Source organism: Segatella copri, from assembly GCF_009494395.1.
In the GTDB taxonomy this organism is placed as follows: domain Bacteria; phylum Bacteroidota; class Bacteroidia; order Bacteroidales; family Bacteroidaceae; genus Prevotella.
On the sequence record NZ_VZCB01000046.1, the window covers coordinates 41322 to 65194 of the forward strand.

Annotated in this window: 26 protein-coding genes; 6 read left to right on the top strand and 20 right to left on the bottom strand. The window is 45.1% G+C overall.

Features of this window, described 5'->3' with window-relative positions:
• Window positions 1-40 precede the first annotated feature (40 nt).
• Together F7D73_RS05295 and F7D73_RS05300 are read right to left on the bottom strand one after the other, a co-directional pair.
• Window positions 41-427 carry a hypothetical protein gene (locus F7D73_RS05295; protein WP_153122801.1) on the bottom strand — a complete coding sequence of 129 codons (387 nt, stop codon included), beginning with the start codon at window positions 425-427 and terminating at the stop codon, window positions 41-43.
• Between the two features lie 36 nt (window positions 428-463).
• Window positions 464-1921 (bottom strand): aminoacyl-histidine dipeptidase, encoded by a 1458-nt coding sequence (locus tag F7D73_RS05300; protein ID WP_153122803.1) that lies wholly within the window; start codon window positions 1919-1921, stop codon window positions 464-466.
• 126 nt (window positions 1922-2047) lie between these two features.
• Between F7D73_RS05300 and F7D73_RS05305 the strand changes: the two genes are divergently transcribed.
• The 3 genes from F7D73_RS05305 to nth all read left to right on the top strand — a co-directional run bounded on the left by F7D73_RS05305 (window position 2048) and on the right by nth (window position 3580).
• Window positions 2048-2242 (top strand): hypothetical protein, encoded by a 195-nt coding sequence (locus tag F7D73_RS05305; RefSeq protein WP_089542716.1) that lies wholly within the window; start codon window positions 2048-2050, stop codon window positions 2240-2242.
• 73 nt (window positions 2243-2315) lie between these two features.
• The gene (locus F7D73_RS05310) at window positions 2316-2927 is read left to right on the top strand and encodes an OmpH family outer membrane protein (RefSeq protein WP_153122805.1); all 612 of its coding nucleotides are present in this window, start codon (window positions 2316-2318) and stop codon (window positions 2925-2927) included.
• A 5-nt stretch (window positions 2928-2932) separates the two neighbouring features.
• Entirely contained in the window at window positions 2933-3580 is a 648-nt protein-coding gene (gene nth, locus F7D73_RS05315; protein WP_153122807.1) for an endonuclease III, read from the top strand.
• A gap of 131 nt (window positions 3581-3711) precedes the next feature.
• Here the strand turns inward: nth and aroC are convergent, their stop codons facing one another.
• From aroC to F7D73_RS05330, 3 genes are all read right to left on the bottom strand, one after another.
• Entirely contained in the window at window positions 3712-4836 is a 1125-nt protein-coding gene (gene aroC, locus F7D73_RS05320) for a chorismate synthase (protein WP_153122810.1), read from the bottom strand.
• 126 nt (window positions 4837-4962) lie between these two features.
• On the bottom strand, window positions 4963-5559 hold the full coding sequence (locus F7D73_RS05325) for an FKBP-type peptidyl-prolyl cis-trans isomerase (protein WP_153122812.1): 597 nt from the start codon (window positions 5557-5559) through the stop codon (window positions 4963-4965).
• 69 nt (window positions 5560-5628) lie between these two features.
• The gene (locus tag F7D73_RS05330; protein WP_153122814.1) at window positions 5629-5916 is read right to left on the bottom strand and encodes a hypothetical protein; all 288 of its coding nucleotides are present in this window, start codon (window positions 5914-5916) and stop codon (window positions 5629-5631) included.
• A 368-nt stretch (window positions 5917-6284) separates the two neighbouring features.
• On the opposite strand from F7D73_RS05330, the gene F7D73_RS05335 reads away from it, so the two are divergent.
• Window positions 6285-6635 (top strand): hypothetical protein, encoded by a 351-nt coding sequence (locus tag F7D73_RS05335; protein ID WP_153122816.1) that lies wholly within the window; start codon window positions 6285-6287, stop codon window positions 6633-6635.
• A 539-nt stretch (window positions 6636-7174) separates the two neighbouring features.
• Here F7D73_RS05335 and F7D73_RS05340 read toward each other — a convergent pair.
• From F7D73_RS05340 to F7D73_RS05390, 11 genes are all read right to left on the bottom strand, one after another.
• Complete coding sequence (locus F7D73_RS05340; protein ID WP_153122818.1) at window positions 7175-7948, bottom strand: glycosyltransferase; 774 nt, start codon at window positions 7946-7948, stop codon at window positions 7175-7177.
• 78 nt (window positions 7949-8026) lie between these two features.
• A complete protein-coding gene (locus F7D73_RS05345; protein WP_153122819.1) occupies window positions 8027-9184 on the bottom strand; it encodes a glycosyltransferase in 1158 nt (385 codons plus the stop codon).
• Window positions 9185-9240: 56 nt separating this feature from the next.
• Window positions 9241-10398 carry a diaminopimelate decarboxylase gene (gene lysA / locus F7D73_RS05350; RefSeq protein WP_153122821.1) on the bottom strand — a complete coding sequence of 386 codons (1158 nt, stop codon included), beginning with the start codon at window positions 10396-10398 and terminating at the stop codon, window positions 9241-9243.
• A 117-nt stretch (window positions 10399-10515) separates the two neighbouring features.
• Window positions 10516-11835 (bottom strand): aspartate kinase, encoded by a 1320-nt coding sequence (locus F7D73_RS05355; protein ID WP_153122823.1) that lies wholly within the window; start codon window positions 11833-11835, stop codon window positions 10516-10518.
• 38 nt (window positions 11836-11873) lie between these two features.
• Entirely contained in the window at window positions 11874-12590 is a 717-nt protein-coding gene (locus F7D73_RS05360; RefSeq protein ID WP_153122825.1) for a cell division ATP-binding protein FtsE, read from the bottom strand.
• A 28-nt stretch (window positions 12591-12618) separates the two neighbouring features.
• Window positions 12619-13266, bottom strand: a complete 648-nt coding sequence (gene hisIE, locus F7D73_RS05365; protein ID WP_153122827.1) for a bifunctional phosphoribosyl-AMP cyclohydrolase/phosphoribosyl-ATP diphosphatase HisIE — start codon at window positions 13264-13266, stop codon at window positions 12619-12621.
• A 30-nt stretch (window positions 13267-13296) separates the two neighbouring features.
• A complete protein-coding gene (gene hisF, locus F7D73_RS05370) occupies window positions 13297-14076 on the bottom strand; it encodes an imidazole glycerol phosphate synthase subunit HisF (protein ID WP_153122829.1) in 780 nt (259 codons plus the stop codon).
• Between the two features lie 41 nt (window positions 14077-14117).
• Window positions 14118-14837 carry a 1-(5-phosphoribosyl)-5-[(5-phosphoribosylamino)methylideneamino]imidazole-4-carboxamide isomerase gene (gene hisA, locus F7D73_RS05375; RefSeq protein WP_153122831.1) on the bottom strand — a complete coding sequence of 240 codons (720 nt, stop codon included), beginning with the start codon at window positions 14835-14837 and terminating at the stop codon, window positions 14118-14120.
• Entirely contained in the window at window positions 14834-15475 is a 642-nt protein-coding gene (gene hisH, locus F7D73_RS05380) for an imidazole glycerol phosphate synthase subunit HisH (RefSeq protein ID WP_153122833.1), read from the bottom strand. The genes hisA and hisH overlap by 4 nt, the downstream gene beginning before the upstream one ends.
• Before the next feature lie 201 nt (window positions 15476-15676).
• Window positions 15677-16210 carry an FHA domain-containing protein gene (locus F7D73_RS05385; protein WP_153122835.1) on the bottom strand — a complete coding sequence of 178 codons (534 nt, stop codon included), beginning with the start codon at window positions 16208-16210 and terminating at the stop codon, window positions 15677-15679.
• Window positions 16211-16241: 31 nt separating this feature from the next.
• The gene (locus F7D73_RS05390; protein WP_367383703.1) at window positions 16242-17336 is read right to left on the bottom strand and encodes an SPOR domain-containing protein; all 1095 of its coding nucleotides are present in this window, start codon (window positions 17334-17336) and stop codon (window positions 16242-16244) included.
• Window positions 17337-17477: 141 nt separating this feature from the next.
• On the opposite strand from F7D73_RS05390, the gene rfbC reads away from it, so the two are divergent.
• Together rfbC and F7D73_RS05400 are read left to right on the top strand one after the other, a co-directional pair.
• Window positions 17478-18032 carry a dTDP-4-dehydrorhamnose 3,5-epimerase gene (gene rfbC, locus F7D73_RS05395; protein ID WP_153122837.1) on the top strand — a complete coding sequence of 185 codons (555 nt, stop codon included), beginning with the start codon at window positions 17478-17480 and terminating at the stop codon, window positions 18030-18032.
• Between the two features lie 13 nt (window positions 18033-18045).
• Window positions 18046-18849: a DUF4738 domain-containing protein gene (locus tag F7D73_RS05400; protein ID WP_153122839.1), complete on the top strand. Its 804-nt coding sequence runs from the start codon at window positions 18046-18048 to the stop codon at window positions 18847-18849.
• 86 nt (window positions 18850-18935) lie between these two features.
• On the opposite strand, the gene F7D73_RS05405 is transcribed toward F7D73_RS05400, so the two are convergent.
• The 4 genes from F7D73_RS05405 to F7D73_RS05420 all read right to left on the bottom strand — a co-directional run bounded on the left by F7D73_RS05405 (window position 18936) and on the right by F7D73_RS05420 (window position 23687).
• Window positions 18936-20084, bottom strand: coding sequence for a sodium ion-translocating decarboxylase subunit beta (locus F7D73_RS05405; RefSeq protein WP_153122841.1), 1149 nt, complete (start codon window positions 20082-20084; stop codon window positions 18936-18938).
• A 94-nt stretch (window positions 20085-20178) separates the two neighbouring features.
• Complete coding sequence (locus F7D73_RS05410) at window positions 20179-20643, bottom strand: biotin/lipoyl-containing protein (RefSeq protein ID WP_153122843.1); 465 nt, start codon at window positions 20641-20643, stop codon at window positions 20179-20181.
• A 111-nt stretch (window positions 20644-20754) separates the two neighbouring features.
• Window positions 20755-21768 carry an OadG family protein gene (locus F7D73_RS05415; RefSeq protein ID WP_153122845.1) on the bottom strand — a complete coding sequence of 338 codons (1014 nt, stop codon included), beginning with the start codon at window positions 21766-21768 and terminating at the stop codon, window positions 20755-20757.
• Window positions 21769-21992: 224 nt separating this feature from the next.
• Window positions 21993-23687: a putative transporter gene (locus F7D73_RS05420; RefSeq protein ID WP_153122848.1), complete on the bottom strand. Its 1695-nt coding sequence runs from the start codon at window positions 23685-23687 to the stop codon at window positions 21993-21995.
• Window positions 23688-23873: the final 186 nt, after the last annotated feature.

Sequence of the window (23873 nt, forward strand, 5' to 3'; positions counted from 1 at the left end):
TGTCAGCAATCTCGTCAGAGAATGGCTGGCACCTTTTTGGTTAGTTTTGCTTGAAGGCGACAACATGAGTCAGCGCCTTGTCCATATAGAATGTCTGTGTGAGCTCTTGCTGTTTGCCATCCTTGTCAGTCAGCTTATAAGTGGCCCTTATATATAATAAGGTGTCGGTAATGGCATTGTCATTATAGCTGATGTCTTTCTTGATGTATGGTAAAGTGCTCATCTCCTTGCGCATTGATTTTACTTTATCTATGTCAATCATGGCAGTAGGAGTGAGATTGCTGAATCGCTCATAGCTGCAGTCATTGTCCGTGGCAAGGTTCTCATCCAGGAAATCCTTGACCAGTGACTTGGCCTTGTACTGGTCTCCACAGGAGGTGAGAGCCAATACGAAGCCCAATGTCAATACATATAATATCTTTTTCATATCCTGAGAATGTGGGAAATGAAACAATATCTGTTGTTATTTATCGCTGCGCAGAATGTCCAGCATGTGATCCCATACCATCTGGACGGTAGGAATCAGAAGAGCCTCGTCTGGAGTGTGGACATTGCGAAGAGTAGGACCGAAGCTTACCATGTCGAGGTCTGGGTAACGCTCAGAGAAGAGACCGCACTCCAGACCGGCATGGATGCCCTTTACCAATGGCTTCTTGCCGAAGAGTTTTTCGTAACTCTTCACGGTGATGTCGGTCAGCTTGCTGTTGGCACGCATCTTCCATGCAGGGTATTTTCCGCCAACGTTTACCTCGGCTCCAGCCAGGAGGAATGCTGCCTTTACAGTGTTGGTCATATTATCCAGGTTGCTCATCACGTTACTGCGCTGAGAAGCCACGATGTGGATGCTGTTCCCGTCGGTAGCAACGCTTGCCACATTGCTGGAAGTCTCTACCATCTCGGCGAGTGCCTCGTCCTGACAGTTGGTAAGAGGACCATTGTCTACAGCCTGCAAAGCCATGATGAATTTGTCTGCAACGGTCTTCTCGATGACAGGAGCAGCATCGGCAGAACCCATGTTGAACTGCATAGACTGTTCTGTAACATGGAATTCATCCTCTACTTCAGAAGCGAAGATGTTCCAATCAGCACGTACCTGCTCTTTAGCCTCATTCTTGACAGCGAAGACAATCTTGCCGTCACGAGGGATGGCATTGTGCATCTTGCCGCTGTTGAAGCTAACCAGACGGAGTTCACCACCCTGTTTCTCGTTCTCCAGGAAGAGGAAACGGGCAAGCAGCTTGATGGCATTGGCGCGCTTCTTGTTGATGTCATCGCCTGAGTGACCACCGTTGAGACCCTTCAGGGAAGCCTCCATGAAGAAATAACCTGCAGGAGCCTCCTCACGGTTGAAGTGGAAGGTAGCCTTGGTAGTCTGACCGCCTGCACATGATACGAAAATCTGTCCCTCATCCTCTGAATCGAGGTTGATGAGCATCTTGCCGGTCATGAAACCAGCCTTCATGCCAACGGCACCTGTCAATCCTGTTTCCTCATCACGGGTGAAGACGCACTCGATAGGGCCATGCTCGATATCGTCGGCAGCGAGGATGGCAAGTTCGATGGCACAGCCGATACCGTCATCAGCACCGAGGGTAGTACCCTTTGCCTTGAGCCATTCACCGTCTACGTAGGTCTGGATGGCATCCTTATGGAAGTCGAACTCTACGTCTACCAATTTGTCGCAAACCATATCCATGTGGCTCTGGAGGATGATGGTGTCAGCGTTCTCATATCCAGGAGTTGCAGCCTTGCGAATGAGAACGTTTCCTGTTTCGTCGACCAAAGTCTCGAGCTGATGGCTTTTGCCGAATTCCTTCAAGTACTCAATCATGTTTTCCTCATGCTTGGAAGGGCGAGGTATTTCGTTGATTTTAGCGAACTGCTCAAACACGAGAGCAGGTTTTAATTCTTTTTTTTCCATTTATTTAAATATTTATGTTATTTTGTTTTGAATTTTCTATTATTTCTTTATTTTATTTTGAGTTTTCCTCGAAAAATCGTACCTTTGCAACGCGAAGTGCACTAAGGCACTGCAAAGGTAATAAAAATGATAAAATTAATGTTATTAAGTCTGTTAATAATTGCTATAGCAATGGCATTATTTAGCGTGAAATTGATTTTCAAGAAGAATGGTAAGTTCTCTTCCCAGCATGTTCACGATAATCCGGGCTTGCGCAAGATGGGCATCCACTGTGTGGTAGATCAGGATCGCGAGGCGCGTGAAGCCAATAAGGCTTATTAGAAATATGAATGAATTGAATTTACCGGGAGTAAGAAATTAATAAGTAGAAATATAAATTATAAAATACTAGAAAATGAAAAAGAACATTTTGAGTTCAGTGGCTATTGCTGCTGTTGCTGCTTTGTCATTGGCATCTTGCAACAAGTCACAGCCTCAGGTTGAGGCTAAGTCAGAGACTAAGGCTTCTACGGGGTTGAAGGTTGCATACGTTGAGGTTGACTCAATCATGACTCAGTATACCTTTGCTAAGGAGTATTCTTCTATCTTGGAGAAGAAGAGTCAGAATATTCAGGCTACTATCGCACAGAAGGGTCAGCAGTTGCAGGCTGCTGCTGCTAATTTCCAGCAGAAGATTCAGCAGAACGCATATACTCGTGAGCAGGCTGAGGCTATTCAGGCTGGTCTTCAGAAGCAGAACAATGACCTTCAGGGATTGCAGCAGCGTTTGAGCAATGAGTTTGCTGCTGAGCAGGACAAGTATAACAAGGCTCTCCACGACAGCATTGCCAACTATCTCAATAGATATAACAAGGAAAAGAAGTATAGCATCATCTTCTCTAAGAGTGGTGATAACCTGCTCTATGCTGATAAGGTTTTGGATATTACCAAAGAGGTGATTGCTGGCTTGAACAAGGCTTACAAGGGTAAGTTGAAGGGTGCAGAGAAAACTCCTGCTAAAAAATAAACAATATGCTTCGTAACGAAAGATACGATTTTATATTGAATCACTTCAGAGATGCGCTGCCGAATGTGACTACCGAGTTGCAATTCGGTAGCGCATTTCAGCTTCTGGTGGCTACCTTGCTTTCGGCCCAATGCACCGATAAGCGTATCAATATGGTTACTCCGGCTCTCTTTGCCCGTTATCCCGATGCTCTGCACATGGCGCAGGCGAGCGAGGAGGATATTTATGAACTGATCAGTTCCGTCAGCTATCCCAATGCCAAGGCAAAGCATCTTGCCCAGATGTCCCGTCAATTGGTGGAGATGTTTGGGGGCGAAGTGCCTGAGGCGACTGATGATCTGGTGAAGTTGGCTGGAGTGGGGCGCAAGACTGCGAACGTGATTCGTGCCGTATGGTTCGGCCATGCTACGATGGCGGTGGATACGCATGTCTATCGTGTGAGCCATCGCATGGGATTGGTGCCCCGCACGGCAGATACGCCTCGCAAGGTAGAGGATTATCTGATGAAGCATATTCCTGCAGAGGATATTCCGAATGCTCATCATTGGATTCTGCTGCATGGCAGATATATCTGCAAGAGTGCCAAGCCGCTTTGTGATAAATGCTTTTTCAATGAGCATTGCCCTAAACTATTAAAGGACAGTAAACTTTAGATAGTGATTAGTTGTTAGTGATTAGTGATTAATTAGTAGTGATTAGTGATTAATTAGTAGTGATTAGTTTGTTAATCACTAATCACTACTCACTAATCACTACTCACTAATCACTACCAATTAATCACTAATTAAAGTTTTATGGTTTTATTCAACAGGTAGTTGTCCAGGATAACCATGGCAGCCATTGCTTCTACTACGGGTACGGCTCTTGGCAATACGCATGGATCATGTCGGCCGCGGGCTGTAAGCTTGGTCGGATTTCCTTCCAGATCCACAGTGTCCTGTTCCATCAATAGGGTGGCTACAGGCTTGAATGCTACCCGGAAATAGATATCCTGACCATTGCTCAAACCGCCCTGGATACCTCCGCTATGATTGCTTCTGGTCGTGATGCGGGCTGCAACATCCTGGTTGATGGATTTATCTGCAGTCTGATTTGTATTTTCATCCTTCGGAACAAACACATCATTCTGTTCGCTTCCACGGGCGGTAACGCCAGCAAATCCCTCTCCATATTCAAAACCCTTCACGGCATTGATGCCGAGCATGGCTGCACCCAGTTGTGCATGGAGCTTGTCGAATTCCGGTTCACCCAGTCCCGCAGGGCATCCCTTGATTACGCATGTGATGATGCCTCCAATGGTATCACCGTCGGCTTTAACCTGGGCAATGAGGTCTTCCATCTCCTTGGCTTTAGCCTGGTCCGGACAACGTACCGGATTGTCTTCGATGGTATTGAGGTCATACTGATGGTAATCTTTCTCCAAAGCGATGTTTCCCACCTGCGATGTGTAGGCAGTGATGCTGATGCCCAGCTGGCGGAGTGCCAACTTGGCAAGGGCGCCACCCACGCAGCGTGAGATGGTGATGCGGGCAGATGAGCGTCCGCCTCCCCGATGGTCTCTGATTCCATACTTCTCGTTGTAGGTGAAGTCGGCATGTGATGGGCGAAACAGACAGCGCATGTTCTCATAGTCTTGAGAATGCTGGTTCTGGTTTCGTACTTCAAAGCCGATAGGTGTTCCCGTTGACTTTCCCTCGAAGACACCACTTAGAAATTCCACCTTGTCTGCTTCCTTTCGGGCAGTAGTAATGTGACTTTGTCCAGGGCGTCGACGATTCAGTTCGCTCTGGATAAAGTCCATGTCTATGTCAATGCCAGCAGGGAAACCGTCGATGACGCCTCCTACAGCTATGCCGTGACTCTCTCCGAAAGTGGTGAGAGTGAAAAGATTGCCAAATGTATTCCTCATTGTCCTATGTATGATATAGAGGCTCGTTCTTCCCATGATGATAGGGTAGGTAAGCCTCATGAGTTGATATGAAGAGCGGCTATCCCAATTTTGCTTGAGACAGCCGCTATAGTTTATTCTCAAATATTACTTGTTGCAATCGCAGCCGCCTTCGCAGTTGCCGTCCTTGCAGTCGCCACCACAGTTGTCGCAACCGCCACCGCAACCACCAGCTTCACCGCTGATCATCTGAGCCATCTTAGCGATTTCCTCAGCTGTTGCTTCACGGCTTTCCAATACCTGACCGCAGAAGTTGAGCTTCAAACCTGCCAATGGATGGTTGAGGTCGCATGTAACCTTCTCGTCGGTGATATTCTTAACGACAGCATTGAAGTGGTTGCCGTCCTCGTTCTGCAATGGGATGATGGCACCAACCTGTACGTGCTGAGCATCAAACTGGCCATTGACTGTAAAGATCTGCTTGTCGAGATCGAGTACGCGCTCGTCATAGTGGAGGCCATAAGCCTGCTCTGGCTCCAGCTCAAAGTCGAACTCCTCGCCCTTTTCAAGATTTACCATCTTCTCTTCGAATGCTGGCAATGTTACGCCCATGCCGCTGATGAAGATGAAAGGACGCTCGTCTGTTGTACGCTCGATGAGCATTTCTTCACCGTTATCACCTTTAGTTACATCGTAGAGTGCATAAGACACTACGATAAATTTGTTCTTGTTGTTTGATTCCATTATTATTTATGTTTTTATTTTATCTTGTTTTGATACTATTACCTATTTATATATATAGGCAATATGATTTTATTTTTTCTTATTCATGCGTTGGCGTCTTTGAATGCTGACGCTTTTCACCATTTCCATGCGCTCCAGATAGATAGGACGCCATTTGTCTATGATGTCTTGCAGGCTCTTGCTCTTTTGGGATAGTTCTGCATATTCGTCGCTTTCTGTCTGATTTGCCTTTTTCAGTTCAAGCATGCGGGCGATGAAATGCTTCTGCTGTTCTTCGGCTGCCTTCAGTTGGCTGCCGAGTTTTTCCAAGCTTTCCATAAATGCCAGTGCCTTGTCTATATGAGTCTGTTGTTCCATTTATTCTTTAATTGTTGCTTAACTTCTGCAAAGGTACAAATAAATATTGGGATATGGAAGAGAAATCAAGGAAATTTTCCTCTCCACCTTAATTATTTTGAGCCATCTTACAATTTGTTAGCTAAAATCTGTAAAAAATTACTTTCTGCTCCTGGTTTTAGACTGCTCTTGTTGATTTATGTCAAATAATAAACGGATTTTTGAAAAAAAACAAATAAATGTTTGCGCACACAGCAGAAAGTTCGTATCTTTGCAGCGTCTTAAAGAAATAAGACTATAGGATAATGTTTAACAAGAGTTCTCTGGGAACGGAGCAATTAGGATTTCTGCTCCATGAGACTCGTAAAGTAAAGAAAGGTAAAAAGATTATGAAGAAGATTATGATTTTAGCAGTAGCATTGTTGAGTATGACAACTACTTTTGCAGCAGAAGAGGCTACAAACGCAACAGCAGCTTACAACATGAACATCAAGATGGGTAGCTTGGCTGATGCATTGTCACTTAATATCGATCAGGTTGATGCTGTTTCTGACGTTCACAAGAACTTCACAGCAGACATGATGAATGCTGCTTCAGCATCTAAGGAGGATCGTTCAGCTATGATTGACAAGGCTGTCATCAAGGATTTGAAGTACATGCACAGCATCCTCAACAATACACAGTATCGCAAGTACGTGATGCTTTTGAATGCTACACTCATCAACCGTGGTTTGAAGTAATCACGCAGGTGTAGATTCAAGAATCAAAATAGATTGAGAGAGAGATTTTAATAGAAACTGCAGGTTGGATTTCATATCTGACTTGCAGTTTTTTTTATTGTCTGCGCTTGAAAACTCTGGGTTTTTCCGGGATATCTCTGTGAAATAAATCCGTATCTCTGTGTTTTTCACTCCGTATCTCTGTGATATAAATTCATATCTCTGTGTATTCTATTCAGAAATACGCAGTTTTCTTGTCCTGATTCTGTATGTTCAGGAAACTATCGTATGTTTATCTTTTTTCAGATACCTACTATTAGGTAATAGTGAAAACCCCCATTTTTAGGTATTGCACATTCAGAGAAAAAGTAGTACCTTTGCAAACGAAAACAAGAAGATGTTTGAAACTTAAGATATATTCGGTTTATTGTGACTTTTAGATAGAATAGTTACTTATCAGAAAAATAAGAATCTTGTTCGCTAATAGAAATAATTCATAATGTTTTTGTATAATATGTAGAAAGGGCTGCCTGTGAAGGTAGCCCTTTTCTGCTTTTGTCCTATTTTACATATCTCAGTATCTCCTTGCTTTTTCTGCTCTTTTTTGCCGGAAGGGGCATGAAGCCCTCGGTAAGTCCGGTTTTCTCTGTCATCACCTGGAATACTGCTGCCGCATAGCCGGAAAGCTTCAGCGTCTGCAATTCCTCATTGATGGCATCTTCATCATAATTATCGGCATATAATAAGGTATGCAGGCTGTCCAGATAGTTCTGTGGAATGTTCTGGTGAGGCATACGACTTTTTATCTGCAGGATTTGAGCGATGATAGGCTCCTTGGTCTGTGCAGCAATCATTTCTGCCTTGTGCTGTTCAAAACCGGAAAGGGTAGAGGTGTTGGTGTCTGCCCAGTTGTCCAGCATGGCGCCTTCTGATGTGAGATGACTGTAACCGAAATATCTGATCAGGGCGATGTTCTTGTTCCAACCCAGCTGGGCGAGATAGTTCTTCTCCATCGGTGTTGTGGCGATGACGAGATCAGCTTTTTGATACATCGTCTTCTGATACATGAGCGACTGGAGGCTGCGCTTGAGGTGAGGATTCTTCCGGTTTCGTTCAGAGATGTCTCCGAGTGGACACACCATGTATGGAATGCCCATCTTGCGTGATTTTCCGGCAAGCTGTGCTCCCTGCATGGTCCATGCTCCCAATATCATAACGATGTCGGCATCTGCCAGATTGTGGGTGATGTCGAGCTTTTTGCCAAGCGCTTCAATGTATGGGAGGTACATTTTCAGCGTCTTCTTCTGTTTAGCTATATACAAATATACTTTCATGGTTGTGTCTTTTTAAAATCCTTTAATCCAGATTTTTCCTCTTGTAATCTAATTCCCGAAATCTATTTCTCCGGTATCTTACAGCTTATGGCTGGTGAAGTCATTCTTGTCTGCACGCCAATATCTTATCTTGTTGGCGAGGTTTCTCCAGATGATTCCATATTCATAGAACGGCAACTTGATGATGTTCATCTCATCGTCGAAGTGCCTGATGGCCTTGATGGCAATGATCATGCGGAGCAGGAAGAGCAACAGGAGAGCGAAGCCGGCTATTCCCGTTAAGAGCCAATCCTGCGTGATGATGGCGAAAGCTAATACTGCAATAGAAGCAATGAGGCTGAGATGAGGGAAGAGATGATCGAAGAACATCAGAGTTCGCATAGATTTCGCCCTATCTAAACTCTTTTGTGATGACAGGTGATAGAGGTGGGCGTTGTGCCATGACTTGTTGGTTGGTTCGTCACGGACCAGCCAGGCATCGCTATCCAATACTACAGCTGTTTCTCCCAGTTGTCCATACTTGTTGACAAGGAAATCATATTCTCCACGTACATACTCCAGGTTGCCCTGGTAGCCTTGTTCCTGCATGAACTGGCTTTTGCGGAAAGCTACGTTTGGCATGTGGCTGCGATAGCCATAAGAGTGCTGGGCACGTCTTAACAGATAGAATGCCTTGCGTATGCTGTCGAAACGGCGGACACCTTTGGTTTCTTCATCCAGTTCTACATAGCCCAGGACCAGATTGCATGATTGACAGAAGTGTTGAGACATGGCTGTCAGCCAATTGTCGTTCTTTGGCTTGCAGTTTGGCTCGGTGAGGATGATCCATTCATACTTGGCTGCTTTTACACCGAGCGTAATCTGCAATTTCTTGCGGCTCATATAGCGGGAACTCTCAGGAATGTATGTATAATACAGATGAGGATTCTCTGCAGACAAGCGCTTGAGATAGTCCTGGGTTTCTGCATCTGTGCTTTGGCAGACTACGATGACCTGATAATCGGCAGCGTATTGCTGCTTGAGGAACAGCGGGAGGTTGCGTTCCAGTTCGGGCAGATTATCATGAGCGGTAATAATTACTGTTATCGGTTCTTTGGATACCGGAGTATCTTCCTCATTTTCCTCTGTTTTAGGAAAACGCAGCGAGCGCAGGAATGGGTTTATCAGCGATCCGAGAATCGCCAATAAAACCACTGCTGCGCCAGCTATAATAGTTGTTAAACTAATTGTCATCATTTCTTTTTCTCGTATTTCTTATGCTTTTGCCCTTCTGGGGCATACGGCATTTGACTTTAAAAGTCTTCAGTGATGTAACCCTTTGGCAACTGACGGCAATTGTACTGACTCGCCATAATCTCACCGTAAGCGCCGGCAGAGCGGAGAGCGATGAGGTCGCCGCGATGGGTCTTGTTCAAGTCGGTTGCCTTAGCGAATACATCGCTTGATTCACAGATAGGGCCTACCACATCGTATGTCTCCATAGGTTCATCGCTGGAGATATTCTCGATTTTGTGATATGCCTGATAGAGGGCAGGGCGAATCAAATCGGTCATTCCGGCATCAACGATGGCGAACTGCTTGGCTGTACCCTGTTTGATGTAGAGGGTCTTGGTGATGAGGCTTCCCATCTGACCTACTACGGCACGACCTAACTCGAAGTGGAGTTTCTGACCATCACGCAACTTCAACTTCTTGGCGTATGTATCAAAGTAATCCTTGAAGTCAGGGATTGGTACACGGTTAGGGTGGTTATAATCGATGCCCAGGCCACCACCTACGTTGATGTTCTTAACCACGATATGATGAGCTTCCAGCTGGTTCTGCAACTCGTTGATTCGGTTGCAGAGAGCCTCGAAGTCACCCATGTCAAGTATCTGACTACCAATGTGGAAGTGAAGTCCCAGGAACTTGATGTTCTTCATTTTTGCAGCTTCCTCGATGACGCTCTCCATATCGCGCATGGCGATACCGAACTTGTTCTCTGCCAGACCGGTTGTGATGTTGGCATGAGTATGAGCGCCCACATCAGGGTTGATGCGGAAGCACACCTGAGCTATCTTATTCTGTTTTTCTGCAAGTTCGTTAATAATCTCAAGTTCCGGAATGCTCTCTACATTGAAGCAGAAGATGCCCTTCTCCAGACCGAGATTGATTTCCCAATCACTCTTGCCTACACCTGCATATACAATCTTGCTGGCAGGGAAACCTGCCTTGATGGCTGCCTGAATCTCTCCTCCGCTCACGCAGTCGGCTCCTAATCCTGCCTGACAGATGATGTTGAGCACCTTAGGATTGGCGTTTGCCTTCACGGCATAGTGAACCTCAAATCCCGGATGTTTGCCAGCCTCTTCGTTGATGGTCTTCAAGGTTTGGCGCAACACATTGGTGTCGTAATAGTAAAATGGAGTCTGTATCTCCTGAAATTTGTCAATCGGAAATGTTCCTTTCATTTCGCTTAGTCTTAAATTAATATCTTATTATAGTCAAATTAGAAATCAAACGAAGAGTGGACAGGAATCATTACATACGAATTCTCCACTCTTCACTCTTCGTTCTTCACTGGTATATTACTTCTCGAACAATACCTTGCTCAAGTTCTGTAATGCCTGCTTCTTGTCTCTCTCCTTGATGAGGAATGAGATGTTGTAGTTGCTGCCACCGTATGAAACCATGCGGATAGGGATGTTCTTCAATGCATCGGTTGCGATGGTCTCGAAGCCTACATTGCTCCAATCCAGGTCACCAACAACGCAGATGATACACATGTCTGCATCTACGGTAACAGTACCATACTTCTTCAGCTCATTGACGATGTCGTTGAGGTGAGTGTCGTTGTCGATACTCATGCTCACGCCTACCTCTGAGGTAGCAATCATGTCGATTGGAGTCTGGTAGCTCTCGAAGATTTCAAATACCTTGCGCAGGAAACCTGTGGCGAGCAACATGCGGCTACTCTTGATCTTGATAGCTGTGATGTTGTCTTTGGCAGCAACAGCCTTGATCTTGCCGCGAACGATGACGTTGTCGATGATGGTACCGTCAGCCTTTGGATCCATGGTGTTCTTCAAGCGTACAGGAATGCCGGCATACTTAGCTGGCTGTACGCAGGTAGGGTGGAGAATCTTTGCACCGAAGTAAGCCAACTCGGCAGCCTCTTCAAAGTTAAGCTGGCGAACAGCTTCTGTGTGCTCAACGATACGAGGGTCGTTGTTGTGCATACCGTCGATATCTGTCCAGATCTGAATCTCCTCAGCAGGGAGAGCTGCACCGATGAGTGATGCTGTGTAGTCGCTACCACCACGCTGGAGGTTGTCTATCTCACCGTAAGCATTGCGGCAGATGAAGCCCTGGGTGATGTAAATCTGATAGCCCTGATTCTCCTCCATGATAGCAGCAAGCTTTTCCTTGATGTACTGTGGATCTGGCTCAGCATTCTTGTCTGTGCGCATGAAATCCAATGCGTTGAGCAATACTGCCTTTACGCCCTGTTCCTTCAAGTAGTTTACAACCATGTTGGTGCTCATCATCTCACCTTGAGCTACGATGCTCTTTTCCTCGAAAGAAGTGAAGAGATCCTTGGTAAATGAGCGGAGATAGTTGAACTCTCCCTGCAGGAACTCACGTGTGGTCTGTTTCATCTCATCTGTAGAGTAGAGCTCTTCCACGTGCTGCATGTATTTCTTCTCCAAGTTGTTGATTACCTCGTTTGCACCCTCTGGATTCTTCTTGTAAAGATAGTCAGAGATCTCAACGAGAGAGTTTGTTGTACCGCTCATCGCAGACAATACGATGAAAGTTGGTTCACCTGATTCTGTAACCAAAGAGGCTACTCCCTTCATGCGCTCTGGTGAGCCTACAGAAGTACCTCCGAATTTCATTACCTTCATAGTCGTAATATTTTAATAATTTATAATTTACATTTCATTTAATTCTCCTCGCCATCTTCGGTGAGGTCGATGTGATTGTATTCTTTCGTTACGTCGCGTAAAATTCCGTCTTTGCAGCGATATACGATACCTGGGAATTTGTCAAGCATCGGGATGTTGTGGGTTGTCATCACTACGGCGGTGCCTTGTTTGGTGATGTCTTTCAGCAGACTCACAATGTTGGTGGCAGTCTCCGGGTCGAGATTGCCCGTAGGCTCATCTGCGATGATAATCTTAGGATTGTTGAGCAGAGCTCTTGCTATAGCCACACGCTGCTGCTCACCGCCAGAGAGTTCATGAGGCATCTTGTCGATTTTATCTATCATGCCAACCTCGTTGAGAACTTCTTCAATGCGCTGGGTGATTTCTTTCTTTCCCTTCCATTTAGTTGCCTTGAGCACGAACTCAAAGTTCTTGCGGACTGTGCGGTCGTGGAGCAACTGGAAGTCCTGGAAGATAATGCCCAGTTCTTTGCGTAATGCTGGTATTTCCTTGCGCTTGATGGTCTTGAGGTCTCTACCGAGGATTTCAGCTTTCTCGGTTTCGCCTTCTACTAGATCAAGCTCGCAATAAAGAGTCTTTAAAAGAGAACTCTTACCAGATCCCACTTTACCGATAAGGTAAGCAAACTCGCCTTCATCAATATGGAAATTGATGTCCTTGAGGATGCATTTGTCGGCTTGGTATATGCTTACATTTTGATAATCTATTAACATCTCCTAATTTTTTCTCTTTGTTATTGGTTTATTTCATCTCGCCCTTGCTTTTGGCTATGCGGCGTTTCTTATCCCAGTCCGGGTCGTGGCGCATCTGTAATTCCTTCACTACATCTTCTATTCTCAAGCCCTTGCTGGTGAGCAATACGATGAGATGGTAGAGGAGGTCTGAACTTTCGTAGATGAGCTTTTCGTCATTGCCGTTTGTGGCTTCGATGATTGTCTCAACTGCTTCTTCTCCAACCTTTTGTGCCATTTTGTTAACGCCTTTCTTGAAAAGACTTGTTGTATAGCTGCCTTCTGGCATCTCTTCATGGCGCTTATCAATGAAGTCTTGAAGTTCTGACAGGAAGAGAATCGGATTCAGAGTGTTCTCTTCTGCCCAGCAAGTATCTGTACCCTTGTGGCAGGTAGGTCCGTCTGGATGTACCTTTACCAATAAGGTGTCGTTATCGCAATCGTTCTGGATGCTGACGAGGTTGAGGAAATTTCCTGATGTCTCGCCTTTTGTCCAAAGGCAGTTTCTGGAGCGGCTCCAGAAGGTTACCTTCTTTGTTTCTATGGTTTTATCGTATGCTTCCTTGTTCATGAAGCCAAGCATCAAGACGTTTTTGGTTACTGCGTCCTGGATGATTGCCGGAACAAGTCCACCCATTTTTTCAAAATCTATTTCCATTGTATCTTGTTTAAACTGTTTATTTTCTTTTTATATTCTCACGTTGATACCTTCTTCTCTCAAGTAGTGCTTGAGGTCAGGAATGGCGATTTCGCCAAAGTGGAAGACGCTGGCTGCCAAGGCTGCATCAGCTTTTCCTAATGTGAATGCATCACGGAAATGCTCCATCTTGCCTGCGCCACCTGATGCGATGATTGGGATACTTACCTCTTCGGCCAGTCGGGCAAGAGCTTCGTTGGCAAAACCTTGCTTTACGCCGTCATGATCCATACTGGTGAAGAGAATCTCGCCAGCACCGCGGTCGGCTACTTCCTTTGCCCAGTCGAACAAGCCAAGTTCTACCCGTTCTCGGCCTCCCTTCACGTAGCAATGCCATCCATCTGCATCCAGGCGGGCATCAATGGCGCATACGCAAACCTGAGAACCGTAATGATTGGCTATCTCATTGATGAGTTCAGGATGTCGGATGGCTGCACTGTTGATGCTCACCTTGTCGGCTCCTGCATTCAATAGACGATCAACGTCTTTAAGCTCGTTGATGCCACCGCCCACAGTAAATGGAATGTTGATTTCGGCAGCCACACGAGTCACCATATCGGTAAAGGTCTTGCGCTCTTCGAAGCTGGCAGTAATGTCGAGAAAGACGAGTTCGTCGGCTCCGGCATCGCTATAGGCTTTACCCAGTTCTACTGGATCGCCTGCACTACGGAGGTTGACGAAGTTGGTACCCTTTACTGTCTCTCCGTTCTTGACATCGAGGCAAGGGACGATTCGTTTTGCCAAGCCTTTTTTACTTTGAACTTTGAACATTGAACTTTGAACTTTATGATTACTTAACTCCTAGCTAATCACTAATCACTAACAACCAGCTTTTCAATATTGATTTTACCCTCGTAGAATGCTTTTCCAAAGACTACGGCAGGAATGCCAGCGGCTTCCAAAGCCTGTATGTCTTCATTGCAGCTTACACCGCCAGAAGCGATGAGATGCAACTGAGGGTAGGTTTCCATAACCTTTTTATATAGGTCGATGGCTGGACCCTGTAAGGTTCCATCCTTGCTGATTTCCGTGCAGAGTACGTAGCGCACTCCTTTATCAATGTACTTCTTGAGGAATGGAAGAAGGTCTTCTGAAGAATCTTCTTTCCAGCCATTGATGGAAATCTTGCCGTTTCTTACATCGGCTCCCAGAATGAGTTTATCTGCTCCATACTTGTCCAGCCATTCCATAAAAAGGTCGGGATTGGTCACGGCGATACTACCCACTGTTACCATCGTTGCCCCAGCGTCAAAAGCCTTCTCTATATCTTCCTCGGTCTTGATGCCACCGCCAAAATCAACCACAAGATTTGTCTCTGCAGTGATGGCTTTCAGTACGGCATCATTCACGATGTGCTTTGATTTGGCACCGTCCAGGTCTACTACATGAAGTCTCTTAAATCCCAGACTTTCAAAATGTTTAGCCACTTCGGCAGGATTATCATTGTAGACTTTTTTCTGGTCGTAGTCGCCCTTGGTAAGTCTGACACACTGACCATTAATCAAGTCGATGGCTGGAATTAATTCTATCATATTTCTTTTATCTCTAAGAAGTTCTTTATAATCTGTTCTCCCACCTTGCCGCTTTTTTCCGGATGAAATTGGCAAGTGAAGAAATTGTCTTTGTGGAGCGATGCGCTGTAGGGAAGAATATAATCTGCCTTGGCGATTGTCTCCTCGCAGAGAGGTACATAATAACTATGTACGAAATAAGAGTAGGGATGTGATAAGGCATCTGAAATGATTTCGTCTGTTTCGTCAATTCTGTTGCCGAATCCCCTATAAAGGTCTGTTTTCAAATCGTAAATCTCATTCCATCCCATAGCTGGCACTTTGTCTTCATGCTTCTGCGGTTGAAAACGCTTTACATCTACATCAAAGATGCCGATGCAGTCTACATTGCCTTCCTCCGAGTGACGGCACAACAGTTGCTGCCCTACGCAGATGCCCAGGACGGGTTGTTTCAAGTTTTTTATCACTTGATCCAGTTTGTGTGCCTTTAGATAATCCATGGCTTCTCGAGCTTGACCTTGTCCCGGGAAGAGTACACGGTCTGCTTTCTGAAGTATTTCGGCATCATCGGTGAGCATAGGCTCAATCCCTAAACGCTTCATGGCGTTGACTACCGAATAGATGTTTCCGGCATTGTATTTTACGATTGCTACATCCATAACCTAACGTATTTCTAGTTTTCAGTTGCAAAGGTACATATTTTCTTTCAATTTAAAGAAAATATTAGCAAAAAGATTACGGAAACAAGGAAATTTCTTGCAGATAGTTAGTAAAAGGGACAGAAAAACCGTCTTTATTATCCCGAATGGTGATAATAAAGACGGTTTTTCTGTCATTTTATCTTGTCTCTATTTTTTCTTTTATTTTTCTTCGCTATCAGCCGTTCTGAGAATGATACTCGTTGCTCCGATGGTGAAGAGGGTACCGTCTTCAATGACACGTCGTTCACGGTCGCCCAATATCTCATTGTCTACGAAGGTTCCTGTATAGCTTGGACCATCGCGGAGAACGTACTTTAAACGTCCTTTTTTGTCGCGGCTGACATTGATGACGCAGTGGTTCATGTCTACGCTAGGGTCTACAGTCTCAATAGGACAGTTGATGCCACTGTTTTTCATGTATCTGCCAATTACATTATCACCCATTTGAAGTGGAATGACCTGCTTGTATGCGAATACGTTCTCGATAACTACGATAGAACCCACGCCGTTTTCATTGGCATTTTCGTCTATAGTCTCTTCCTTGCGGGTTTCGCGAAGTTTGGATACACCCATACGGATTCCAAACTGTTTGTTGCAGTTTGGGCAAACGAAGACGAGGCTTTGACCTGCTTCATACTTGGTTTCATCGAATGTGATGAAATTATCGCATTTCGGGCAGCGTACTCTTTTCATATGTTTTTTCTTTATTTCTTTTGTTTCTTGATTATTCCTTTACTTTTGTAATCCAGCCATCCGTGAACTCCTCATAGTTGTGTAAGCGATTGAGAGCTGTATATGCCTCATTTTCTGTGCTGTACGAACCGTAGATTACTTTTACATTGGTATCGGTGATAAGTACTCGAGCTTCCTTGAACCCCTTGTTCTGTAAATATTCTGCGTATGTGGCAGCATTGCGCTTGGTAATGCGGCTAGCCAGTACAATGCTGTAATAGGCAGAAGATGTGGTGGTTATTTCGCTGTCCTGGGTCATCTTGCCAGTATTGACGGCAGGGGTTTCTGCAGCCTGAACATTGTTGGCTAATACCAACTCGTGGGCAGGCTGTGTCAATTCCTTAGGCATTACCTTGGTAAGCATACCTGTGTCGATTTGACTCTTCTGGACGTTAGAAGTGCCTAATGGGGTAGAAAGTGTGAAAAACGCAATGATGGCGATGCAGGCTGCAGCTATATTGCGAAGCCAACTCTTTCGGATACTGATAAATTCTGTACTTGAGTTCTCTTCTTCCTCTTCTTCGTTGATGAATACGGAGTTGTTGGCAGAGACAATGTTTGCCTCTTCCTTAATGTCGGAACTCTCTCTCTGCTGAGCAGGCTTGTATTCGTCTGCAGTCATCTCAACGACTGTAGTATGTTCGGCTGCTTCCGTATTCGAAATCTGTGCGAGTGGAAGCATGTCGAAACCGCCTAAACCATACAGCTCAGGTGTTAAGATGCCAGCTTCACAAGGTTCGAAAGTATAATTGCCGGTTTCATTCAATATGATGGTGCCGATATCGTTGAGTTCGAATCTGCCTGTATTCTCCAATGTCTGTTTGATTTCTGCAACTTCATCTGCAATACGGTTCAGCGCTTCTGGGTAGCTGATGTCATATGCTTCTACGTATGAAAGTGCGAGCAGAGAATCGTTCATTGTGAGCTGAGGATTAAAGCCAATGGTTCTCAGCGGTGGCAAAAACATGTTGTCTCTGCCATCGTAACGTGCATCTACATGATGAGCCATGAAGCCACCAAACTCTGGGACAATCACGCAATCGTTGCTCAAAAGTAGGATCTCTATATGTCTTTTTAGTTCATTCACGTTTGCAAAGGTAGCTATTTTTTCGGAAAAGACCAACGGTTTTTGAAGAAAATTTTATCCGGAATGATAAAAAGTTCTAATTGTTTTGTCATTCCGAGAAAAAACATTATCTTTGTGCCTAAAAAATAAATAAGGTATATAATGGAATATACAGAAACAGAAATCGAAGGCGTTTGGATTATCCAACCTAAGGTTTTCAATGATGCCCGAGGTTATTTCTTCGAGGCATGGAAACAGGCAGAGTTTGATGAGCATATAGGTCATCATGTGGAATTTATACAAGACAACGAGTCTAAGTCTAGTTTCGGTGTGTTGCGCGGACTTCATTATCAGAAAGGTGAATTCTCACAAGCTAAGCTGGTACGTGTTATCAAAGGCAAGGTTCTGGATGTTGCCGTTGATTTGCGCCGGAGCAGCAAGACTTTCGGTAAATATATAATGGTGGAATTGAGCGAGGATAATAAGCGCCAGTTCTTTATTCCTCGTGGCTTTGCCCATGGATTCCTTGTGCTCAGTGAAGAGGCTGTTTTTACTTATAAGGTTGATAACGTCTATGCACCGCAGCATGAGGCTAGTATCAGGTGGAATGATGAAACCGTAGGTATATCTTGGCCTATAGAGGGCGAAAACGTTGTACTCTCAGATAAAGACCTCAATAAGGCAAAGGCTTTTGAGGAGGCTGATTATTTTGAGTAATATTAAATTTAATATGAAACAAGCATTTAACATTTTGTTGTTGGTATGCTTCCTGATGGGGGTGGCTGCATGTGGACAGAAGTCTGAAAAAGAACAGCCTGAACAAAAGGAGGATACTACTGCCAAGAAGCTGTTGCAGGGTATTTGGCTTGATGGAGATGACGAGGATAATGTTGTCTTCCGGGTTAAAGGTGATACAATCTATTATCCTGATTCTACCAGCCAGCCTGTGTACTTTTATATCGTGGGTGATACGCTCGTGATGAAGGGAGCTAATCTGAGCAAGTATCCTATCATGAAGCAGGCTGCACATATTTTCCAGTTTAAGGTTCAGAATGGTGATATTGTCAAGCTTGTCAAGACTGATGATCTGTCTTATCTGCAGCAATTCTCTCATGAACAGCCTGTGACACTTAATCAGAACAAGCTTGTAAAGCGTGATACGGTTGTGAATGCTGGAGATGAGAAATTGCATCTGTATGTACAGGTGAATCCTACAACTTTCAAGGTCTATAAGAGCAACTACAACGATGACGGGGTAGAGGTTGATAATGTTTACCATGATAATATCGTAAATGTAAATATCTATCAAGGCTCCCGCAAGATTTTTGGTCGAGATTTCCGCAAGGAGGATTTCAAGGAGCAGGTTCCTCATGAGTTCTTGAAGCAATCGATATTGAGTGATATCGTGTTCAGAAAGGTTGATGCTGATGGCGTTCATTATAGAGTGGTGCTGGCGATGCCGGATAGCAGTATGAGTTATCAGGTGGAAATCATCATTTCGCGTGAAGGTAAAATGACAATCCGGAAAAGCTAAGCTGTTTTTCGGGAAAGATAGAAAGAAGTAATAAACCTATATATGATAAAAGGGAATTTGCAAATGAGCAAATTCCCTTTTATCGTTTAATTGAAGAAGCCAAGCAGGGCGCCTGCTGCAACGGCAGAACCGATAACTCCTGCAACATTAGGGCCCATGGCGTGCATGAGCAGGAAGTTGTGGCGGTCGTACTCCAAACCGAGGTTGTTACTGATGCGGGCGCTCATTGGCACGGCACTCACGCCGGCGTTTCCGATGAGCGGATTCAGCTTCTTGCCCTTTGGCAGGAAGAGGTTCATCAGTTTCACGAAGAGGATACCGCTGGCTGAAGCGATGATGAATGCCAGGGCACCGAGGACGAAAATCTTGATGGTATTCAGGGTCAGGAACTCCGATGCCTGAGTGGAGCATCCCACGGTAAGTCCGAGCAGCATCACCACGATGTCATTCAGGCTGCTACCTGCCGTCTTGGCAAGTCGAGTAGTCTTTCCGCTTTCCTTCAGAAGATTTCCAAAGAAGAGCATGCCGAGCAATGGAAGTCCCGATGGTACGATGAAGGTTGTGAGCAGCAAACCTACGATTGGGAAGAGAATCTTCTCGGTCTGCGATACCTGGCGGGCTGGCTTCATCTTGATGACACGCTCTTCCTTGGTAGTGAGCAGTCGCATCAAAGGTGGCTGAATTACTGGCACCAATGCCATGTAGGAGTAGGCGCAAACGGCGATGGCTCCCATCAGGTTTGGGCTCAACTTGCTGCTCAGGAAGATGGCGGTAGGTCCGTCGGCACCACCAATGATGGCGATACCGGCTGCCTGGTTGGGTTCGAAACCTAGCGCTAAGGCTATCATGTAAGCACCGAAGATGCCAAATTGGGCGGCGGCTCCAATCAGAATCAGCTTTGGGTTGGATATCAATGCAGAGAAGTCTGTCATCGCTCCGATACCCAGGAAGACGAGTGGGGGATACCAACCCTGCTTTACTCCTTGGTAGAAAATGTTTAATACTGAGTTGTCTTCGTACAGGCCAATCTCTAGTCCGGCATCTGCACGGAAGGGGATGTTGCCAAGAATGATACCTAGTCCGATAGGAACCAGAAGAAGCGGTTCGAAATCCTTCTTAATGGCAAGCCAGATAAAGAGGGCTCCCACTACAATCATAGCGAGATTTCCTGCCGTGGCATTTGCAAAGCCAGTATAGGTCAGGAACTCATTGAAGTTTTGTATGATGAAATCCATAATTTACTTTGAACTTTGAAAGTTGAACATTGAACTTTATGATTAGTTTTCTTGTTTGAAAGAGTAATCATAGTTGTTCCTGCTTTATCGCGTGTTAGGCGATAGTCACCAGTGTATCTCCTTCCATCACGGCATCGCCCTTGTTCACGTTGATGCTGGTGATGGTTCCGGAAGTCTCAGCCTCGATGTTGTTCTGCATCTTCATGGCTTCAAGGATCACGACGGTATCGCCTGCATTAACCTTGTCGCCCACCTTCACCTTGATTTCGTTGATAGTGCCAGGCAGAGGGGCTACTACTGGCTTGCCGGAGGCTGCAGCGGCAGCAGGTTGGGTGGTTGTTGCAGAACTTGCATTTGTTGCAGAAGAAGAACTGTTGGATTCTTCACTCTTCACTCTTCGCTCTTCACTTAACTTTACTTTCTGCTTGCCAGCCTTCACAGGCTGTTTCATTTCCACTTCGAATGGGATGCCATTTACGGTTACGTTGGCGATATTGCCTTCTATATCCTGGATCTCGACTTCGTAATCGACTCCTTTCACTGTATATTGATACTTCATATCCTTTGAATTTTGAACATTGAACTTTGAACTCTATGAAGTGTAAAGCTGTAGAATTGGCTTACCCTTCGGTCGCCGAACGTTGTTTCTTCACTCTTCACTTTTCGTTCTTTACTTAATATTATTAAATTTCGGGGCATTCCATCTTGTCTGTTTAGGTTTGATGGTAATGATGCCGGATTCCACATCATGTACATCCTCTAGATATTCTTTGAGGGCGAGTGAAATCACTGCCATATAAATTTCCTTATCGATACCCTTGGTCTCGAAACCATCTTTCAGGATCACATTGGTCTTGTGGCTCAGATCCTGTGTTACCTCGATGGTCTTCTTACCCGTCTTATATAATAAGGTGGCATGCTTCTCGGTGGCACGGGCGATGCGCTGCTTATGTTTCATGTAGGCTCCGAATGCCCAAAATACGATGAAGAGCAGGGCGAGACAAGAGAATACAATTCCCATTGAAAGTACGGCTATGCCGATGCCGTAGGGGTCCTGCTTCTTTAGAAGCTGCGCCTTGCTCAAGCCTACGTGCTGTGGCAGATAGCCTGGAGTTATGGCACCTGCAATGGCTTTATCCCATGTCTTGAAATCCTGGCTCAACTTGTAGCTCTCGTCGGCTGCCAATATCGGCACACTTACGGAGTCTATCAGGTCGACGGCATTTCCATCATAAAGCGCTATCCAGTTGGTCTTCTTTTCCTGAAGAATAAGGTTGAGATGAAAAGGTCCCGTGTTGGCAGAATCCTTTGCCTTCCATTGATGCCCGTTCCGGCCATCTTTGTACCATGAACTGCTGTCAAAGATGATGATACTCTTCTTGCCCCCCAGTGTGGTTCGGGGTTCATTGTTCGGTAATGGACACATCAGTTGGCGGCGTAGTTCTGGCGACATTTTCTTGTCGAGAACCCTTCGGTCGGTGGTTAGGAACATACCACGCACATTATACGTGGTAAAGGAGGAATTGCTTAATTCCACCCATGATTTGTGCAGGCCGTACTCATCTACAAGATTTGTACGGTTGTTGGTCATCACCTCCGTAATACGGATGCTCTTGGCTCCTTGACTCCAAGTGGGCAAGGAAGTGAAGGCTAGCATGGTTATCAAAAATCCCAATTTCTTCATACGCTTCTAACGTTTTATAGGGTTATTGTTTCTTGTTTCGAAATATTCTTTTATCATGTAGAAACTTCTGATGTTTCTATAGATTTATTAGGTTTATTTCTTGTGCTCAAAGGTACGAATAATTTCTGAAAAGACAACAAAAAAGGTGCACAAATTTTTATCTTTGTGCACCTCTTTTATAATTTATAACTATTACTAGTTGTTTTGTTAACTTTTGTAAGCCTTTATCCTCCGCAGAAGAACAGTACAACAATCTGAGCTGTAAAGATACGGAGGAACATACTCAATGGATATACAGTAGAGTAACCTACGGCTGGAGCCTCCTTAGAGCATGATGCGTTGGCATAAGCCAATGCTGGAGGGTCGGTATAAGTACCGGCAAGCATACCCATGATGGTGAAGTAGTTGAACTTGAACTTCAGTCGGGCGATGGTACCCACAATGAGGATAGGAATGATGGTGATGAGGAAACCGCATCCCACATACTTCAATCCGTCGCCCTGAACTACTGTGTCCCAGAATCCGGCACCAGCCTTGATTCCCACACTCGCCAGGAAGAGTACAAGTCCTATTTCTCGCAGCATCATATTAGCCGAAGTTGTGGTATAGGTTACCAGCTTCATGCGATAGCCGAAACGACCGATGAGGATGGCGATGATGAGCGGACCACCTGCGATACCCAGCTTCAATGGTACAGGCATGCCAGGGATAGCGAATGGGAGAGAACCGAAGATGATACCCACCATGATACCGATAAAGATGGTAGCGATGTTTGGTGCATCAAGGCGCTTCACAGAGTTACCCATGATTTCAGCCACACGGTTTACATTCTCTTCTGGACCTACAACCAAGATTTTATCACCCACGTGGAAGTGGTGGTTTCTGCCAGCAAAGATGTCCATACCCTGGCGTGAGATACGGGTAACGTTTACACCGTATACACTGGAGAAGTGCATCTTACCGAGGGTCTTACCATTCATTTCTGGACGGGTAACGATGATACGGCGAGATACGAAATGTTGAACTTCATCCTTCTCGCGATCCCATTCTGCTTCTACTTCGGGACCGATGAAAGCCTTGATAGCTTCAGCATCTGCCTCTGCACAAACAACGAGCAACTCATCGCCAACCTCGAAATGTGTCTTGCTGTTAGGAATACTTACTACTCCGTCGTGGAGAATACGAGAGCAGACAATGTCTCGATTCAAGAACTCAGAAACCTCTCTCAAGGTTCTTCCAGTAATATAAGAGTTCTCAACGCGCAAGTGCATATTATGAGCCTTGGCATGAGGGTTAGCCGCGTCCTCATCGTTCAACTGCTGTTCCTCCTCATCTGTATCAATCTTACAGATGTACTTGATAAGGATGGTTGCACCGATGATACCAACTACACCGAGAGGGTAAGCGCAGGCATAACCGTTGGCGATACTAGGAGCGCCATTAGGGAAAACGCTGAGCAAAGCCTCGTTGGCGGCACCAAGACCAGGGGTGTTGGTAACGGCACCATAGAGCGTACCTACCATCATTGGCAGATTGTTAGGATTGCTGGTGTCAAAAAAGAGGTAATAACATCCGAACATCACCAGGATGTTGAGCAAGATGGCAGAAGCCGACAACATATTGAGGGTTACACCACCTTTCTTAAAACTCTCGAAGAAACCTGGACCTACCTGCAAACCAATCATGAAGACGAAGAGAATCAATCCAAAGTCTTGTACGAAGGTGAGGATTTCTTTTGGGCCTGTAAAGCCGACGTGTCCAGCCAAGATACCAGCAAAGAGCACGAAGGTTACACCCAACGAGATGCCGAAAATCTTGATCTTGCCTAGATAGACACCAATGGCAATCACTATTGCATAGAGTAGGGCGATGTGTGCCACTGACTCCGTATTGGTGAAAAGATTAATAATCCAATCCATGAATTTGATTTAAAATTTTAATTTTATAATGATTAAAGGGAATTTTGAAAGATCGATTGTGTCTGTTTGGTATCTTTTCTTATTAAGGTGTGTACCGGATATGGCTACCTTCGTTAGGATACCTATATCTGATAACTGAAAAATCGAGGACATCCGCAATGGGATGCCCCCGAACTTATGTATATA

Bases quoted from the DNA above. Each gene is read 5' to 3' on its own strand.
- F7D73_RS05420 (WP_153122848.1), bottom strand. From the start codon at position 23,687: ATGGATTGGATTATTAATCTTTTCACCAATACGGAGTCAGTGGCACAC.
- F7D73_RS05325 (WP_153122812.1), bottom strand. From the start codon at position 5,559: ATGGAATCAAACAACAAGAACAAATTTATCGTAGTGTCTTATGCACTC.
- F7D73_RS05415 (WP_153122845.1), bottom strand. From the start codon at position 21,768: ATGAAGAAATTGGGATTTTTGATAACCATGCTAGCCTTCACTTCCTTG.
- F7D73_RS05330 (WP_153122814.1), bottom strand. From the start codon at position 5,916: ATGGAACAACAGACTCATATAGACAAGGCACTGGCATTTATGGAAAGC.
- F7D73_RS05345 (WP_153122819.1), bottom strand. From the start codon at position 9,184: ATGATGACAATTAGTTTAACAACTATTATAGCTGGCGCAGCAGTGGTT.
- F7D73_RS05300 (WP_153122803.1), bottom strand. From the start codon at position 1,921: ATGGAAAAAAAAGAATTAAAACCTGCTCTCGTGTTTGAGCAGTTCGCT.
- F7D73_RS05340 (WP_153122818.1), bottom strand. From the start codon at position 7,948: ATGAAAGTATATTTGTATATAGCTAAACAGAAGAAGACGCTGAAAATG.
- hisA (WP_153122831.1), bottom strand. From the start codon at position 14,837: ATGATAGAATTAATTCCAGCCATCGACTTGATTAATGGTCAGTGTGTC.
- F7D73_RS05335 (WP_153122816.1), top strand. From the start codon at position 6,285: ATGAAGAAGATTATGATTTTAGCAGTAGCATTGTTGAGTATGACAACT.
- nth (WP_153122807.1), top strand. From the start codon at position 2,933: ATGCTTCGTAACGAAAGATACGATTTTATATTGAATCACTTCAGAGAT.
- rfbC (WP_153122837.1), top strand. From the start codon at position 17,478: ATGGAATATACAGAAACAGAAATCGAAGGCGTTTGGATTATCCAACCT.
- aroC (WP_153122810.1), bottom strand. From the start codon at position 4,836: ATGAGGAATACATTTGGCAATCTTTTCACTCTCACCACTTTCGGAGAG.
- F7D73_RS05405 (WP_153122841.1), bottom strand. From the start codon at position 20,084: ATGGATTTCATCATACAAAACTTCAATGAGTTCCTGACCTATACTGGC.
- F7D73_RS05385 (WP_153122835.1), bottom strand. From the start codon at position 16,210: ATGAAAAGAGTACGCTGCCCGAAATGCGATAATTTCATCACATTCGAT.
- hisF (WP_153122829.1), bottom strand. From the start codon at position 14,076: ATGTTCAAAGTTCAAAGTAAAAAAGGCTTGGCAAAACGAATCGTCCCT.
- F7D73_RS05295 (WP_153122801.1), bottom strand. From the start codon at position 427: ATGAAAAAGATATTATATGTATTGACATTGGGCTTCGTATTGGCTCTC.
- lysA (WP_153122821.1), bottom strand. From the start codon at position 10,398: ATGAAAGGAACATTTCCGATTGACAAATTTCAGGAGATACAGACTCCA.
- hisH (WP_153122833.1), bottom strand. From the start codon at position 15,475: ATGGATGTAGCAATCGTAAAATACAATGCCGGAAACATCTATTCGGTA.
- F7D73_RS05355 (WP_153122823.1), bottom strand. From the start codon at position 11,835: ATGAAGGTAATGAAATTCGGAGGTACTTCTGTAGGCTCACCAGAGCGC.
- hisIE (WP_153122827.1), bottom strand. From the start codon at position 13,266: ATGGAAATAGATTTTGAAAAAATGGGTGGACTTGTTCCGGCAATCATC.
- F7D73_RS05360 (WP_153122825.1), bottom strand. From the start codon at position 12,590: ATGTTAATAGATTATCAAAATGTAAGCATATACCAAGCCGACAAATGC.
- F7D73_RS05305 (WP_089542716.1), top strand. From the start codon at position 2,048: ATGATAAAATTAATGTTATTAAGTCTGTTAATAATTGCTATAGCAATG.
- F7D73_RS05400 (WP_153122839.1), top strand. From the start codon at position 18,046: ATGAAACAAGCATTTAACATTTTGTTGTTGGTATGCTTCCTGATGGGG.
- F7D73_RS05310 (WP_153122805.1), top strand. From the start codon at position 2,316: ATGAAAAAGAACATTTTGAGTTCAGTGGCTATTGCTGCTGTTGCTGCT.
- F7D73_RS05410 (WP_153122843.1), bottom strand. From the start codon at position 20,643: ATGAAGTATCAATATACAGTGAAAGGAGTCGATTACGAAGTCGAGATC.